Genomic DNA, 13,478 nt, shown 5'->3' with positions numbered 1-13,478 from the left:
CCGCCGATTCCTTCCTCCCTGTCGTAATGTTCCGACGTGGGTATCTGGGTTCTTGTCGTCGTCGCACTCGTCACCGGGACAGTGTCATGGGCAGTCGTGCGTCTGACGCGCGAGCTGGGCCGCCGAAACCTCCGGACCCGGATCGCAGCCGATCTCGCCATCTACAACGCACTCGGCGACGAGTTCCGCAAGCGTCCCGTCCGGGAGAGCATCGACGCAAGGCTGTGGCAGTTGGCGGCCCGGTCGATGCCGCTGCCGCCGGGATCGCGCCCGAAGCCTCGAGTGCGCCGGATCCTGGCTCTGGCCGGAGTCGCACTCGTCGTCGTCGGCGCCCTCGCGCTCCTGGAACTCGTCCTGAACATCCGGGAGGACGACTCGCTCCGGGTGGCTCTCGCCCTGCTGGGTGGCGCCCTGGTCGGATTCTCGATTCCGGCCTTGTCCGTCGATCCGGCGGAGATGCAGGACCGACAGCTCGTCCGTGCGTTGCGGGAACGCCGCGCCATGGAGCAGCTGCAGAACGGACCGGGTTCGTCTGCCGGCACTTCCTCGGAGCTGGCGGAGACGGCGTAGCGGCGCCTGATCCGCTCTCTCGTACGGGTCTCTGCCCGCAGCGAGCCGAGTTCGTCTCGCCCACTACGATTCGCCGGGTGACCGGTTACGACGAGTTCGACATGTTCGGGGGCCTCGACCCTGCTTCCCTGCCGCTGCGCCAGCAGCAGATCCTGGCCGCGATCCGGGACTGGATCGTCGCTCAGGGGTCTTCGCCGAGCACCCGGCAGATCGCCGATTCGGTGGGTCTGCGGTCGACGTCGACGGTCTCGAAGCATCTGAAAAGCCTCGGAGAGAAGGGTTTCCTGCGTCGCGGCAGCGCCGTGGCCCGACAGCTCGACGTACGTCCGTTCCTCGGATCACCCGGTGGGGAACGAGCGTCCGACGACACCGTGACCGTGCCGGTCGTCGGCGACATCGCTGCGGGCGCACCGATTCTCGCCGAGGAGCACACCGAAGATCTGCTCACGCTCCCTCGCGATCTGGTGGGCTCCGGCACCGTCTTCGCGTTGCGTGTGCGCGGCGATTCGATGGTCGATGCGGCGATCTGCGACGGTGACACAGTGGTGGTTCGGCGACAGCACGAGGCCCACTCCGGGCAGATCGTCGCGGCGATGATCGACGGCGAAGCGACGGTCAAGGTGTACCGGCGCCGCAGCGGCCACGTCTACCTCGAACCCCGGAACTCCGCGTACCCCGTCCTCGACGGTGACGAGGCAATCGTGCTGGGCACGGTCGTGTCCGTCATGCGCCGCATCTGACCCCCTGCCGAGGTCGGCCGCAGGTCGGATCGGTGACGACCGGATCATCTCGGTCGCGTCCGCATGGTCCGCGGGGTCACCGTAGGTGAGGACGTATTCGGCCGGATACATCTCGACGATCGACACACCCACGGGACGCGTGTTCGTTCGCGGTGCCGGTCCGCAGACCGCTCGGGGTGTGACCGAACGAGATCTGCGTACTGCTCGGGGCGGCGACCTGCACTCGAACGTTCCTGTCGGTGGCCCCCTCTACAGTTCTGCCGTCCGGGATTCGCTCCGAACCCAGCGATACGAAACGGAACCGCCATGCCGACGCCCGCCATGCCGCCCACACCTCGATCGTGCCGGTCTTCCGTCCCGATGCGATCCGCTCGTGGACTCCCCCGGCGGATCACCGCATGCCGGACGACGATCCCGTTCGGGCGCGACAGCGACGGCACACCCGTCTCGTGGGATCTCTCCGCCGGACGGCACCTGCTGATCCACCGCGACGAGCGCCGCTCGGTACCCAGCGTGTCGCTCGATCTGATCGCCATGACGACACTGACCGGCGACACGCACGATCTCGTCGTCGTCGACCCTCATCGGAGGCATCGCTGGCTCGGAGGATCGGCCCCGCTTCCCTCGGGGCCGATCTGCTGGGCCACGACCGCCGAGCAGATCACCCGCGTCGTGGCCGCACTCGATTCCCCGATCGTCGGACCCCCGCGCGTGCTTCTCGTCGCCGACCTCGCGGCGACGGTCGCAGCGCTCGACGAGGAGGGGCGGGAGCGGCTCGCGGCGATCGCGACCGGCGCGAGCGAACGGCAACTCCTGCTCGTCGCCACCACGGCGGATACGAATTCCCGCTGGTATCCCGCCGGGCTCATCGATGCGTTCGACGACATCGTTGCGCGACGAGGTGCGGACCGACCGACGAACACCGTTCGCTGATCACGTAACGCACTCGGAGTCCCGGCGCTCGAACGGTCTCCACGCACTCCTCTCACGCGGTCCATATCCCGTTCGGATCGACGCTGCATGCCGTTCACGCAGACCCGATGTGATGCATCGGTCCGTCTCGGACGTCTCTTCACTTCGGATCGTCGGGCACGTTCCTGCCCGTGAGAGGAATATTCGTGGCAACAGTTACCTTCGACGGCGTCACCCGGCATTATTCCGGTGCGCCGCGTCCCGCGGTCGACGCGCTCGACCTCGACATCGCCGACGGCGAGTTCCTCGTGCTCGTGGGCCCGTCCGGCTGCGGCAAGACGACCTCGTTGCGCATGCTCGCCGGTCTCGAGGAGATCGATGCGGGGCATCTGTTCATCGGCGACACCGACGTCACCGATGTCGAGTCCTCGCGACGCGACATCGCGATGGTGTTCCAGAACTACGCGCTCTATCCGCACATGACCGTCGCCGAGAACATGGGATTCGCTCTGAAGATCGCCGGGGTGTCAAAAGACGAACGCACCCGCCGCATCACGGAGGCAGCGCGCATGCTCGATCTCGAACCGTATCTCGGGCGTAGGCCCGCCGCACTGTCCGGCGGGCAACGACAGCGGGTGGCGATGGGACGCGCCATCGTCCGCAATCCGCAGGTCTTCCTCATGGACGAGCCGTTGTCGAATCTGGATGCCAAGCTGCGTGTGCAGACCCGGAACGAGATCTCGCGGCTGACACGCCGTCTCGGCGTCACGACCTTGTACGTCACACACGATCAGGTGGAGGCGATGACGATGGGCGACCGCGTCGCAGTGCTCGACGGCGGCATCCTGCAGCAGGTCGATACGCCGCGCGCACTCTACGAACGTCCGGCGAACCGGTTCGTCGCCGGGTTCATCGGGTCACCTGCCATGAGTCTGTTCGACCTTCCGCTCGTCGACGGTGGTGTCGACTTCGCGGGCACCGTCGTTCCCGTGGAGCGGACGATAGTGCGGGCGGTCACGAGCGGGCAGGTCACGGTGGGCGTTCGACCCGAATCCGCGCAACTCACCGGGGATGCCGACGGTGTGGACATGATCGTCGATGCCGTGGAGGTTCTCGGTGCCGATGCCTATCTGTACGGGCGGGTGATCGGTGCGGAGCACTCGTACCCGCTCACCGTGCGCACCGACGGAAACGATCATCCTGCGGTGGACACGACGGTGCGCGTGCGTCCGGATGCGTCGGCGGTGCACCTCTTCGACGGGGTCACCGGTCTTCGGCTGAGCGCATAGACCGACCGCGGCGGGACCCGCGTGGGTCCCGCCGCCACTGTCAGCCCGCGTCGAGCAAGTGGCGGAGGTCGGCGAGACCACGACCTTCGAGTGTCGGCCACAACGTGTGACCGGGACCGTCGGGCAACGCCACCATGTTCGGCACGCCGAGGGTCACCACACCCGCCGCCTTGGCCGACGCGAGACCAGGTAGAGAGTCCTCGATGGCCACGATCCGCTCACGCGAGAGGACTCCGCGGGTCGCGGAGAGTCGTTCCACGGCCAGATCGTAGGGCTGCGGATCGGGCTTTCCGCGCTCGACCATGTCGCCGCTGATCACGAATTCGAAGGTGCCGGAGGGCAGGAGCCGGTGAATCTCGGAGGCCAGCTTTCGCTCGCTCATCGTGACCATGACACACGGGACGTCGGCCTCCCGGATCTCGGCGAGCAGTTCCCGGGCGCCGGGCCGCCACGGCACGGCTTCCCGGACCTGGTCGATCACCGAATCGACCAGGGTGTCGATGATCTGCCGGATGCCGAGGCCGACGCCGGCCTCCCGCAGGATCGCAGCGGACGTGGGCAGCGAGTTGCCCACCAGAGCGGTCGCCTGCTCGTGCGTCCACGGAACGCCGTGTTCGGCGGTGAGCGAGGTCTCGGCCCGGAACCAGTACGGTTCGGTGTCGACGAGCGTGCCGTCCATGTCCCACAGCACGGCATGTACGCCGGTATCGGTCCGCACCCGCGGTGTCCGGTCGGTGTCCGTCTGGCTCACGTGTTCTCCTCGTCGTATTCTTCGGCGCCCTGCTCTCGTTCGGAGCAGGCGGTAGCGTTCTCGGTCCGATCGGGGTCGACCGTGATCACCCGCACCCCGCGCGCACGGATCGTGTCGAGTAGTTCGACGGGAGCCGCGGTATCGGTGATCAGCTCGTCGACGACATCCCAGTCGCAGATGCGGTGCAGTGACGTGGCGCCGAGCTTGGTCGAATCGGCCAGCAGCACACTGCGGCGCGCGGAGCGGATCATGGCGGACTTGACCGCCACGATCGATTCCTCCTGATGGTAGAGGCCTGCCGTGTCGACCGTCGTGGTGGACAGGAAGGCGACATCGACGCGGAGCGCCCGGATCGCGTTCACGGCGCCGACCCCGAGGAACGATTCGTGACCCACGTTGTAGGTGCCTCCGAGCCCCGTCACGGTGCTGCTTCCCGCTCCGGTGGCGGCACGCGCAAGACGGGTGAGGGTGGGCAGATAGTTGGTGACCACGTGCAGGTCCTCGATGTCGAGCAGGTGGTCGATCATGGTCGCCACGGTGGTCGAATCATCGAGCAGGATCGAGCTTCCGGGCGTCACCGTCCGGGCCGCCGCTGCGGCGATCGCAGATTTCTCCGGTACTGCCAGGCGTCGGCGCAGCGCGGCACTGATCTCGTACGTGCTCGTACGCGCCACACTGACTCCACCGCGGAACTTGCGGACGATGCCGCGCCGCTGGAGTTCGTCGAGATCGCGGTGGACGGTCATGAGCGAGACACCGAAGGTCTCGGCGAGCACTTGCGCCGAGGTCGTGTCGTCGGCGAGCAGCACTTCGATGATCGCGTCGAGCCGTTCCTGGCGTGATGTGCTGATGGCTCTCGAGTGCACGGCGGTCGCCTCCATCATCGAATCGGGGATCGGTGACGCTGTTTATATCACTTTTCATGTGATTAACGGGCCATGAACACGAAGGGAAACTTCGCCGGATCCCGACCCAACGGAACTTGACACCCACCACGAGTGACGACCGCGCTTCACACGAATCCCGTTGCAACACAAGCTTGAAGCGCATATCTCGGCATACCGTGCACGTGCGCCGGAAGCGCCGGCATCCGTTTTGACCACCTCCGTCGGCAGTGCCACCATGATCGTCATCCCACGTTGGAGATAACAGTTCGTTGATAATTCGGAAGGAGGGCGGACATGTCCGTCACCGCCCAGCGCGCTCCCGACACACCCGTGCGGGCAGCGGTGGCGCCCGTCGCCCCAGCGACTCCCCCGGCCCGGCGGCCCGAACGCGCCCGCGCCCGAAAACGGCGCGAGTACCTGTTGTTCGCGCTGTTCGCATTCCCCAATCTCGCGTTGATCGTCGTGTTCGCCTACTGGCCGGTGCTCGGTAACGCCGCGCTGAGCCTGACGCGGTGGGACATGATCGCGCCGTCCCCCACCTTCGTCGGCCTCGACAACTACGTCACCCTGCTGAGCGACCCGTCGTTCCTGAGAGTTCTTCGCATCACCGCGATCTGGGTCCTCGCCGTCGTCGGCATCAGCCTCACCGGCGGCCTCGCACTGGCCCTGCTGTTCGCCTCCGGAACCCGCGGGCGGTCGGCGGTCTCGGCACTGGCATTCTCTCCCCACATCCTCTCCGGTGCCGCGGTCGCCGCCATCTGGCTGTTCCTGTTCGATCCCAACTACGGGTTGTCCCGCATCCTGTTCGACACCTTCGGACTCGACTCCCCGCACTGGACGACCTCGAGCGGCTGGGCACTGCCCGCGCTCATCATCGTGGCCATCTGGAAGGGAGTGGGGTTCGTCGCCATCGTCTATCTCGCGGCGATCCTGGCGCTCCCCCGGGACGTGATGGAGGCCGCGCGACTCGACGGCGCGTCGCGGTGGCAGACCTTCCGGCACATCACGTTGCCCCTGCTCTCCCCCACGACGTTCTTCCTCCTCGTCACCCAGGTGATCGGCGCGTTCCAGTCGTTCGACCTCATCGCGATGATGACCGGCGGCGGACCGGCCGGAGCGACCACCACGTTGAGCTGGTTCATCTACAACGAGGGATTCCGGCAGTTCGAGGCCGGATCCGCCGCGGCCGGCGCGATGATCATGTTCGTCCTGCTCATGGTCGTCACGGTTCTGCAGATGCGCTTCGTCGAGAAGAAGGTGCACTACCGATGATCACCACCGTCGAACGCCCCTCCCGGGAACGCAGCACGAAGCCCGGCCGCCGTCTCCGCCGACGACGAGTCGGCAATCCCCTCACCGTCGTCGGGCTCGTCGTCGTCGCCGCGGTCTTCCTCGTCCCCTTCTACTGGATGGTCTCCTCGGCGTTCAAGCCGGAACACGAGATCTATTCGTGGCCGCCGCAATGGATTCCGTCGACGATCACACTCGAGCATCTGGCCCGCGCATGGGAGGCTGTGCCCTTCGGACAGTTCTTCGTCAACTCGCTGATCGTCACGGCGGCCGGATCGACACTGAAGGTGCTGCTCGCGGTCTTCAGCGCCTACGCCTTCGCGTTCCTGCGTTTTCCCGGCAAGAGGATCTTCTTCCTCGCCGTGCTCGGCGCGCTCATGGTGCCGGGTCACGTCACCCTGCTGATCAACTACATCACCATCGGCAACCTCGGCCTGATCAACACCTATGCGGGCATCTTCCTGCCCGGTCTCGCCAGCGCCTTCGGGACCTTCCTTCTGCGCCAGCACTTCCTGGCACTACCGAAAGAAGTACTCGAGGCCGCGGAACTCGACGGGTGCGGCCATCTGCGCCGCCTCGTGCACTTCGTTCTTCCGATGTCGCGCCCCGCCGTCGTCACGGTGGCGCTGATCGCGGTCATCGACGAGTGGAACGACTTCATCTGGCCGCTGCTCGTGACCAACACCCTGCAGGCCCGCACCCTGCCCATCGGTCTGATGTTCCTCAAGGAGACCGAAGGTGTCGACCAGTGGGGTCCGATCATGGCCGGCACCGTCCTGGTGATCCTGCCGATGCTCCTGCTGTTCCTGTTCGCCCAGCGCTACATCATCGCCGGTTTCGCCGGCGCCGCCACGCGGCGCTGACCTCCCCTCCCCCACGAATCCCCTTCGAGGAGAATCCATGTTCCCGTCCATCCGACGAAACACTGCACCGGTTGCGTCGCTCAGCCGGCGTCGTTTCCTGGCCGTGGCCGGAATCGCCGCGGCGTCCGTTCCCATCCTGGCCGCGTGCGGCTCGCCTGCCGGCGGGTCGTCCGGTTCGTTCGGTCAGCCCGATGTGAATCCACCCGGTGAGTTCGCCGGGCGTACCGATGTGGTCTTCTGGAGCGGCTGGGCCGGCACGAACGGTGAGGTCCTCGCGTCGCTGATCCGCCGTTTCAACGAATCGCAGAACGACATCTACGTCGAGATCCAGCAGTTCCAGGGCTACGACGGACTCACCGAGAAACTTTCGGCCGGTCTGCAGGCCCGCCAGATCCCCGACCTGGCGATCTTCTCGGATGTGTCGTGGAACAAATTCTTCCTGTCCGGGCATCTCGAACCGATGAACGGCTATTTCACCGACACGTGGAACGCCGGCACCTACCACGACCGCCTCTTCCAGGAGGGCGTCGTGCGCGGCGAAGCGTTCTGGGTTCCGTTCGGCCGGTCGACACCGTTGTTCTATTACAACAAGGAGATCTTCGCCGACGCCGGTCTGCCCGATCGCGCACCCGAGACCTGGGACGAGTTCCGCGAGTGGGGCAATCGCATCACCGGGCGCGACTACCGCGGCAACAGGCTGATGATGCGTGCCTACACCGGCGCCGACGACTGGTACATGCAGGGGCTGCTGTGGAACTTCGGCGGCTCGATCTCCGACGGGCTCGACGTCACCGTCGACTCCGCAGCCGCGATCGCCGCCGCCGAGTTCGACCGCGCCTGTGTCAACGACGACCGGATCGGCTATCTCGCCCAGGAGATGAACACCGACTTCACGAACGGGCTCGTGGCCACCGTCTGCAACTCGACAGGTTCGCTGAGCGGTCTGACGAAGGGCGCCGAAGCGGCCGGGTTCGAGCTCGGAGCCGGTTTCCTTCCCGTCGCACAGGACACCGGTGTGCCCACCGGCGGTGCCGGGCTCGGCATCCTCAAGCACGCCGACCCCGAGCGGAAGGCGGCCGCAGCCAAGGTGATCGAGTTCCTCGCCGGCGACGACGCGGCAGCAGAATGGGCGGTCGGCACCGGGTACCTGCCGGCGACGAAGGGGGCGACGACGTCTCCGATCGTCACGAGCCGCATTGCCGAGAACCCCAATTACGGCCTGGCCGTGGAACAACTCGACCGTGCCCGCCAGCCCGACGCGGTCCGCCGGTACGTGTCGTCGACCATCCTCGAGATGCGCACCGTGATCCAGAAGCTCTACACCGAGAACGCCGATCCGGCCGCCGCGCTCGCCGCCGCCGCAACGGTGATCCGGCGCGACACCGAGGACATCCGCAGCCGCTACGAGGAGCTCGTCGCCTGATGACCACCACCGGATCGACCCCCGATCGCGCCGTCTACCACGTCGTCGGGCACCGCGGCGCCAAGGATCTGTCCCCCGAGAACACCATCGAATCGTTCCGGCTCGCCGAGGAGATCGGAGTCCACGAACTCGAATTCGACGTACGCGTGTCCGCCGACGGTGTGCCCGTCGTGCTGCACGACGCGACCCTCGACCGCACCGCGGTCGACCCCTCCGCCCACGGGCTCGGTCCTGTCGCGGAACTCGCCTACGAGCGCATCCGGGCCGTCGACGTCGGCGAGGGCCGCCACGTGCCCACCCTGACCGAGGTCCTCGACGCCACGACCGTGTTCCTGCAGGTCGAGATCAAGGCCGTCGAGGCGTGCGAGGCTGTCGCCGCGGCGATAGCCGATCGTCCGGAGGACACCCCGCGGATCCGCTTCACGAGCTTCCGGCCCGAAGCCCTGCACCGGATGCTCGTGCTTGCGCCGCACGTCCCGCGCGGGTTGATCACGCACGGGTGGCCCGATGCGGAACGACATCCCGGTGGAATCGAACAGGTGCTCGCCGAGGTCGAGGCCGAGGCGTTCTACTGCGGCTGGGACGGGCTGACCGACGACCTCGTCACCCGGATCCAGGACGCCGGATACGAGATGGGCGGCTGGCCGGTCCGCACGTTCGAGGAGCTGCGACGCGGTCTCGTGCTCGGCTTCGGCGGAGGAACAGTGGACGACCCCCGCGCCGCGATGGACTGGCTGAGCCGCGCCCGAGCGGAACTCGCCCTCTGACCCTGTCCGGCTTCTCGTTCGCCGGCGAGAAGCCGGACAGCCACGTCCACCTGGGCTGCGGCGACCGAGCGTTGCTGGAGATCCGTCCCGGACGACAGCTATCGTGAACGAATCGCACGTCGAGGGCCGCCACGATTGTCCGGAGGACGGATCGATGAACGTCGGCAGAGTGATCATGCTGGTCGTCGGAACTCTCCTCGCGCTTCTCGGCGCCCCTGCCGCGGTCGGAGCGCTCGTACCGGGATGGTTCCTCGTCCTCCAGCGCGACGGCGGATTCCTCACCGGGCCCACGGAGACCTTCCGGACGCAGACACACGCGCTGGTCACCGAACGACTCGACCTGGTCACCGACGACCAGACTCCGTCGGGGCTGCGCGGCGAGGACATCGGCCGACTGTCGGTGCGCGCCACCGCAGCCGATCCCACACAGGCGGTGTTCGTCGGCATCGCGACCGACGACGGGAACGACGATCCGGCCGGCAACAGCAATTGGGCCTTCGGCTCACTGCTGGGCGTCCTGGTGTTGTTCGCCGCGGTGGCGGTGCTGTTCACCGGCGCCTACCCGCGGGGGTTGTTCGACGTCGTGATGGGCATCGATCGGTGACTGTTCCGGGTCTGGGCGTATGCCGCGCTGATGCGCGACGAGTACCCGCCGTTCCGGTTCGACCAGGGCGCGCGCGAACCTGTCCAACCGAGCACCGTCACATCGTCGCCGGACCCGGACGGCACCGATCCGCCCTGATCACGGCGTGTTCTCGACGAGTCCTGCCCGGATCCGTCCCGTCCACGCATCGATGTCGTCCCAGTCGCGGGCGTCGCCGTAGTGTCCGCCCATCAGACGGAAGACGATCCGCCCCACTCCCGGCCAATCTCCGGGGGCGATGGCTCCTGCGAAGAACCGGTGGTCGCGCACATCCGCGGATGAGCGGAGAGCCTGGACCGCCTGTGGTTCGGGAGTCATCCGGCGCAGACGTCCCGCGAGCCGGGGCGACAGGGTCGTGCTCGTCGCCCCGACCGACGAGACCGAGAAGACCCACAGAGGCCGCCCTGCGAGTTCCGCGCGAAACCGGTCGACGGCTGCGGTGGCCTCGGGCAGCCATCGGCCGTTGTGGATCGCACTTCCGAGGATCAGAGCCTCGTACTTCCGCACCGAGTCGACCTCGGTCAACGCTCGAAGTTCCACCGCACCGCCACGCTCCAGCCCCGCAGCGATGCGCTCGGCGACCCCGCGCGTCGATCCTCCGGCGGTCGCGTAACCGACCAGGACGGACATGTCAGGCCTTTCGGGTGTAGTGGCATTCGGTGCCCTTCGTAGTTCTCAGTGTGAACATCGAGTCGGCTGCCCACGAGGGCCTTTGGTCACCCGTTCCGATCGACTCGGGACCGTCGACTCTAGTGCGACCGATGGATACGAGCGTGTACTGACAGTGCCCCCGTAGCCCGGACATTCCCGAGGTGGTCGCCATGTCCGCACATCGCTCCGTCGTCGTCGGAGTCGACGGGTCGAAAGCGTCCCTTCAGGCCGTGGCCTGGGCGGCCAGCGAAGCCGACCGCCGCCGGCTACCGCTGGCACTGGTCACCACGGTGTCGGTCCGCAACACCTTCGGTGTTCCCATCGGTATGCCCGCCGGCTTCTTCGAACAGGAAGAGTCCGAAGGACGCGAGTTACTTCTCGACGCCGCCGAGTATGCGCGCCGCGCGGTCCCCGATCGTGAACTCGACATCGAAACCCACCTGTGCACCGGTTCTCCGTCCCTCGAACTGGTCGACCGCTCGAAGTCGGCGTCGATGGTGGTCGTCGGTGCCGGCTACAACCGGTTCGGCTGGGAGCGGTTCGGGTCGGTCGGTACGGCGCTCGTGACGCACACGCACGCTCCTGCAGTGGTCGTGCGGGACCTGCCGCACGTCGAGATCAACGACATCTCCGGGCCGGTCGTGGTCGGGGTCGACGGTTCGGAGCACAGTTCCCGCGCCATCGCTGCGGCGTTCGAGGAGGCGGCATTGCGCGGCACCGAGCTCGTGGCCGTCCACGCCTGGTCCGATCTCGACGTGCGGGCACCTTTCCGCTTCAGGATCGACTGGGACAGTGTGGAGAACCGGGAGCGAGCACTGTTGTCGGAGAACCTCTCCGGGCACGGTGAACAGTTCCCCGACGTCACGGTGCGGCCGGTGGTGGTCCTGGACCAGCCTTCCCGCTATCTGGCGTCGCACGCGGCCGACGCGCAGTTGCTGGTCCTCGGCCGTCGCGGACGAGGCGGATTCCCCAACCTGCTGCTCGGGTCGACCACCTGGGCGCTGCTGCACACGGTGACCTGCCCGGTGATGGTCGCCCCCTAGACATCAGTGGAGGACGAGGTCGCGGCGGCGCATCGCGAGCACCCCCGCCGTCGCGGTGGCTGCCGCAAGCACCGACAGGACAGCGAGCGGCAGGATCCGCAACGGCGCCGCCGGGAGCGCCGGTACGTGTGTGAACGGCGACAGGTCGAGCACGAATTGCGGGAGATCGAGCAGTACCCCGAGCTGCCCGATGAGCAGCCAGACCGCGAAGAGTCCCCATGCGACGGCCGCGCCGTGACGCGGAAGCGCCCCGACGCACAGCACGGCCGTGGCTGCGACCAGCGCGATCGCCGGCACGTACACGAGTGCCGCCGGAAGCAGATCGGCCGACGGACCGGCGACGTCGCCGATCGCCGCACCGTATGTCAGTGCCAGCACGATCCCCACGAGGAGCTGCAGTATCAGCACACCGATCACCACGACGACGAGATGGGTGAGCACCCACGGCACCCGCCCCAGGGCGGTGGTGAGCACCGATTCCACACGGCCGGAGGTCTCCTCACCGTGCAACCGCAGAATCGACTGCACCGCATAGCCGCTCGTCAACAACGCCATCATCAGGAAGGTCATGGCGAAGTACGCGTCGGTGAGCGCTTCCGCACCGCCTCCGAGCTGCTTCATGAGGTCGGCGACCCCGCCGCCCTCGTCGAGGAAGTCGTTCATCTCGTCGGCCACGCTGCCGTAGGTCGCAGCCAGGATCACGAGACCGACCGCCCACCACAGCAGCGTGGTGCGTTGCAGCCGCCAGGCGAGACCGAAGGCCGTCGGCAACCGCTCGGCCGCACGGGCAGGTCCCGGACGCGACTGCATCAATCCGGCACCGAAATCCCGTCGCTCCGTCAGGGCATATGCGAGCCCGACCATCACGACCACGAACACCACGAACAGTTGCAGGATCCACCATGCGTTCGCGTCGAACGGCCGGATCTGCTGGGCCCATCCGATCGGCGACAGCCACGACAGCCACATGCTCGTGACGCGAACACCGGACGGATCCACCGTGCCGGCACTGTCACCGATCGCACGCAGCAGGAAAGCCGCGCCGAGGGCGGCACCGGCGAGCCCGTTCGCCGCCCGAGCTCCCTCGGCGATCTGGGCGGTCACAGCGGCGACGGCCGCGAAGGCAAGACCGGCGGCACCGGTTGCGACACCGAGGGCCACGGATCCGTCCACGGGCAATCCGAAAGCGATGGACACGACGCTCGACAGCACCGCCAGCGCCAGATTCGCCCCGGCGGTGACGGCCAGAGCTGCGGTGAGCATCGCGCGTCGGCCGACGACGTTGGCGCCCACCAACTCCGCTCGACCGGTCTCCTCGTTCTGCCGCGTGTGCCGCACCATCGCCAGCGTGCTCATCAATCCGGCGGCCAGCGCGAGGAACAACAGCGTCTGCGCGGCGACCACCGCCCCCAGGCTGTCCCCCGACACCAGACCGTTGGTGGCGAGCACCACCGGCGAGACCGCAGAACTCACCGCAAGCACGTGCAGATCCTGCTGCGTGGGATACAAACCCTCGAGGCTCGACACCGACACCGTGTAGACGACCGTGATCGCTGCCAGCCACACCGGCAGCTGCACCCGGTCGCGGCGCGCGGCGAGCCGTATCAGGTGGCCGGTTCCGACGAATGCCGCACTCATGACGGATCCGG

14 protein-coding genes are annotated in these 13,478 nt (G+C 67.3%); 10 read left to right on the top strand and 4 right to left on the bottom strand.

The genetic code is table 11. The features are described 5' to 3' along the window. The first annotated feature begins 36 nt into the window (after positions 1 to 36). The 4 genes from PV766_RS07810 (at position 37) to PV766_RS07795 (ending at position 3,511) form a co-directional block, all read left to right on the top strand. On the top strand, positions 37 to 570 hold the full coding sequence (locus PV766_RS07810) for a hypothetical protein (protein WP_129976073.1): 534 nt from the start codon (positions 37 to 39) through the stop codon (positions 568 to 570). Positions 571 to 647: 77 nt separating this feature from the next. Continuing rightward, the gene (lexA, locus tag PV766_RS07805; protein WP_016934208.1) at positions 648 to 1,310 is read left to right on the top strand and encodes a transcriptional repressor LexA; all 663 of its coding nucleotides are present in this window, start codon (positions 648 to 650) and stop codon (positions 1,308 to 1,310) included. 360 nt (positions 1,311 to 1,670) lie between these two features. Further along, the gene (locus tag PV766_RS07800; RefSeq protein WP_064063008.1) at positions 1,671 to 2,243 is read left to right on the top strand and encodes a hypothetical protein; all 573 of its coding nucleotides are present in this window, start codon (positions 1,671 to 1,673) and stop codon (positions 2,241 to 2,243) included. Positions 2,244 to 2,428: 185 nt separating this feature from the next. Next, positions 2,429 to 3,511, top strand: a complete 1,083-nt coding sequence (locus PV766_RS07795; RefSeq protein WP_016933699.1) for an ABC transporter ATP-binding protein — start codon at positions 2,429 to 2,431, stop codon at positions 3,509 to 3,511. Positions 3,512 to 3,551: 40 nt separating this feature from the next. Here the strand turns inward: PV766_RS07795 and PV766_RS07790 are convergent, their stop codons facing one another. Next, positions 3,552 to 4,262 carry an HAD family hydrolase gene (locus PV766_RS07790; protein ID WP_016933698.1) on the bottom strand — a complete coding sequence of 237 codons (711 nt, stop codon included), beginning with the start codon at positions 4,260 to 4,262 and terminating at the stop codon, positions 3,552 to 3,554. Then, the gene (locus PV766_RS07785; protein WP_242496656.1) at positions 4,259 to 5,128 is read right to left on the bottom strand and encodes a DeoR/GlpR family DNA-binding transcription regulator; all 870 of its coding nucleotides are present in this window, start codon (positions 5,126 to 5,128) and stop codon (positions 4,259 to 4,261) included. The genes PV766_RS07790 and PV766_RS07785 overlap by 4 nt, the downstream gene beginning before the upstream one ends. A 315-nt stretch (positions 5,129 to 5,443) precedes the next feature. On the opposite strand from PV766_RS07785, the gene PV766_RS07780 reads away from it, so the two are divergent. From PV766_RS07780 to PV766_RS07760, 5 genes are all read left to right on the top strand, one after another. Continuing rightward, positions 5,444 to 6,421, top strand: a complete 978-nt coding sequence (locus tag PV766_RS07780; RefSeq protein WP_064063005.1) for a carbohydrate ABC transporter permease — start codon at positions 5,444 to 5,446, stop codon at positions 6,419 to 6,421. Beyond that, positions 6,418 to 7,302, top strand: coding sequence for a carbohydrate ABC transporter permease (locus PV766_RS07775; protein WP_064063004.1), 885 nt, complete (start codon positions 6,418 to 6,420; stop codon positions 7,300 to 7,302). Before PV766_RS07780 ends, PV766_RS07775 begins: the two co-directional genes overlap by 4 nt. Positions 7,303 to 7,339: 37 nt before the next feature. Further along, on the top strand, positions 7,340 to 8,725 hold the full coding sequence (locus PV766_RS07770; protein ID WP_064063003.1) for an ABC transporter substrate-binding protein: 1,386 nt from the start codon (positions 7,340 to 7,342) through the stop codon (positions 8,723 to 8,725). Further along, on the top strand, positions 8,725 to 9,492 hold the full coding sequence (locus PV766_RS07765; RefSeq protein WP_064063002.1) for a glycerophosphodiester phosphodiesterase: 768 nt from the start codon (positions 8,725 to 8,727) through the stop codon (positions 9,490 to 9,492). Before PV766_RS07770 ends, PV766_RS07765 begins: the two co-directional genes overlap by 1 nt. Before the next feature lie 154 nt (positions 9,493 to 9,646). Next, the gene (locus tag PV766_RS07760) at positions 9,647 to 10,096 is read left to right on the top strand and encodes a hypothetical protein (protein ID WP_421096807.1); all 450 of its coding nucleotides are present in this window, start codon (positions 9,647 to 9,649) and stop codon (positions 10,094 to 10,096) included. Positions 10,097 to 10,234: 138 nt separating this feature from the next. On the opposite strand, the gene PV766_RS07755 is transcribed toward PV766_RS07760, so the two are convergent. Next, positions 10,235 to 10,765: a flavodoxin domain-containing protein gene (locus PV766_RS07755; RefSeq protein ID WP_421096806.1), complete on the bottom strand. Its 531-nt coding sequence runs from the start codon at positions 10,763 to 10,765 to the stop codon at positions 10,235 to 10,237. A 191-nt stretch (positions 10,766 to 10,956) separates the two neighbouring features. On the opposite strand from PV766_RS07755, the gene PV766_RS07750 reads away from it, so the two are divergent. After that, positions 10,957 to 11,829 carry a universal stress protein gene (locus PV766_RS07750; RefSeq protein WP_421096805.1) on the top strand — a complete coding sequence of 291 codons (873 nt, stop codon included), beginning with the start codon at positions 10,957 to 10,959 and terminating at the stop codon, positions 11,827 to 11,829. Between the two features lie 3 nt (positions 11,830 to 11,832). Here the strand turns inward: PV766_RS07750 and PV766_RS07745 are convergent, their stop codons facing one another. Next, positions 11,833 to 13,467 (bottom strand): ABC transporter permease, encoded by a 1,635-nt coding sequence (locus PV766_RS07745; RefSeq protein WP_064063040.1) that lies wholly within the window; start codon positions 13,465 to 13,467, stop codon positions 11,833 to 11,835. Positions 13,468 to 13,478 lie beyond the last annotated feature (11 nt).

The sequence above is a fragment of the Rhodococcus sp. As11 genome (assembly GCF_048957735.1).
In the GTDB taxonomy this organism is placed as follows: domain Bacteria; phylum Actinomycetota; class Actinomycetes; order Mycobacteriales; family Mycobacteriaceae; genus Rhodococcus; species Rhodococcus gordoniae.
This window is presented reverse-complemented; position numbering and strand designations above follow the sequence as displayed.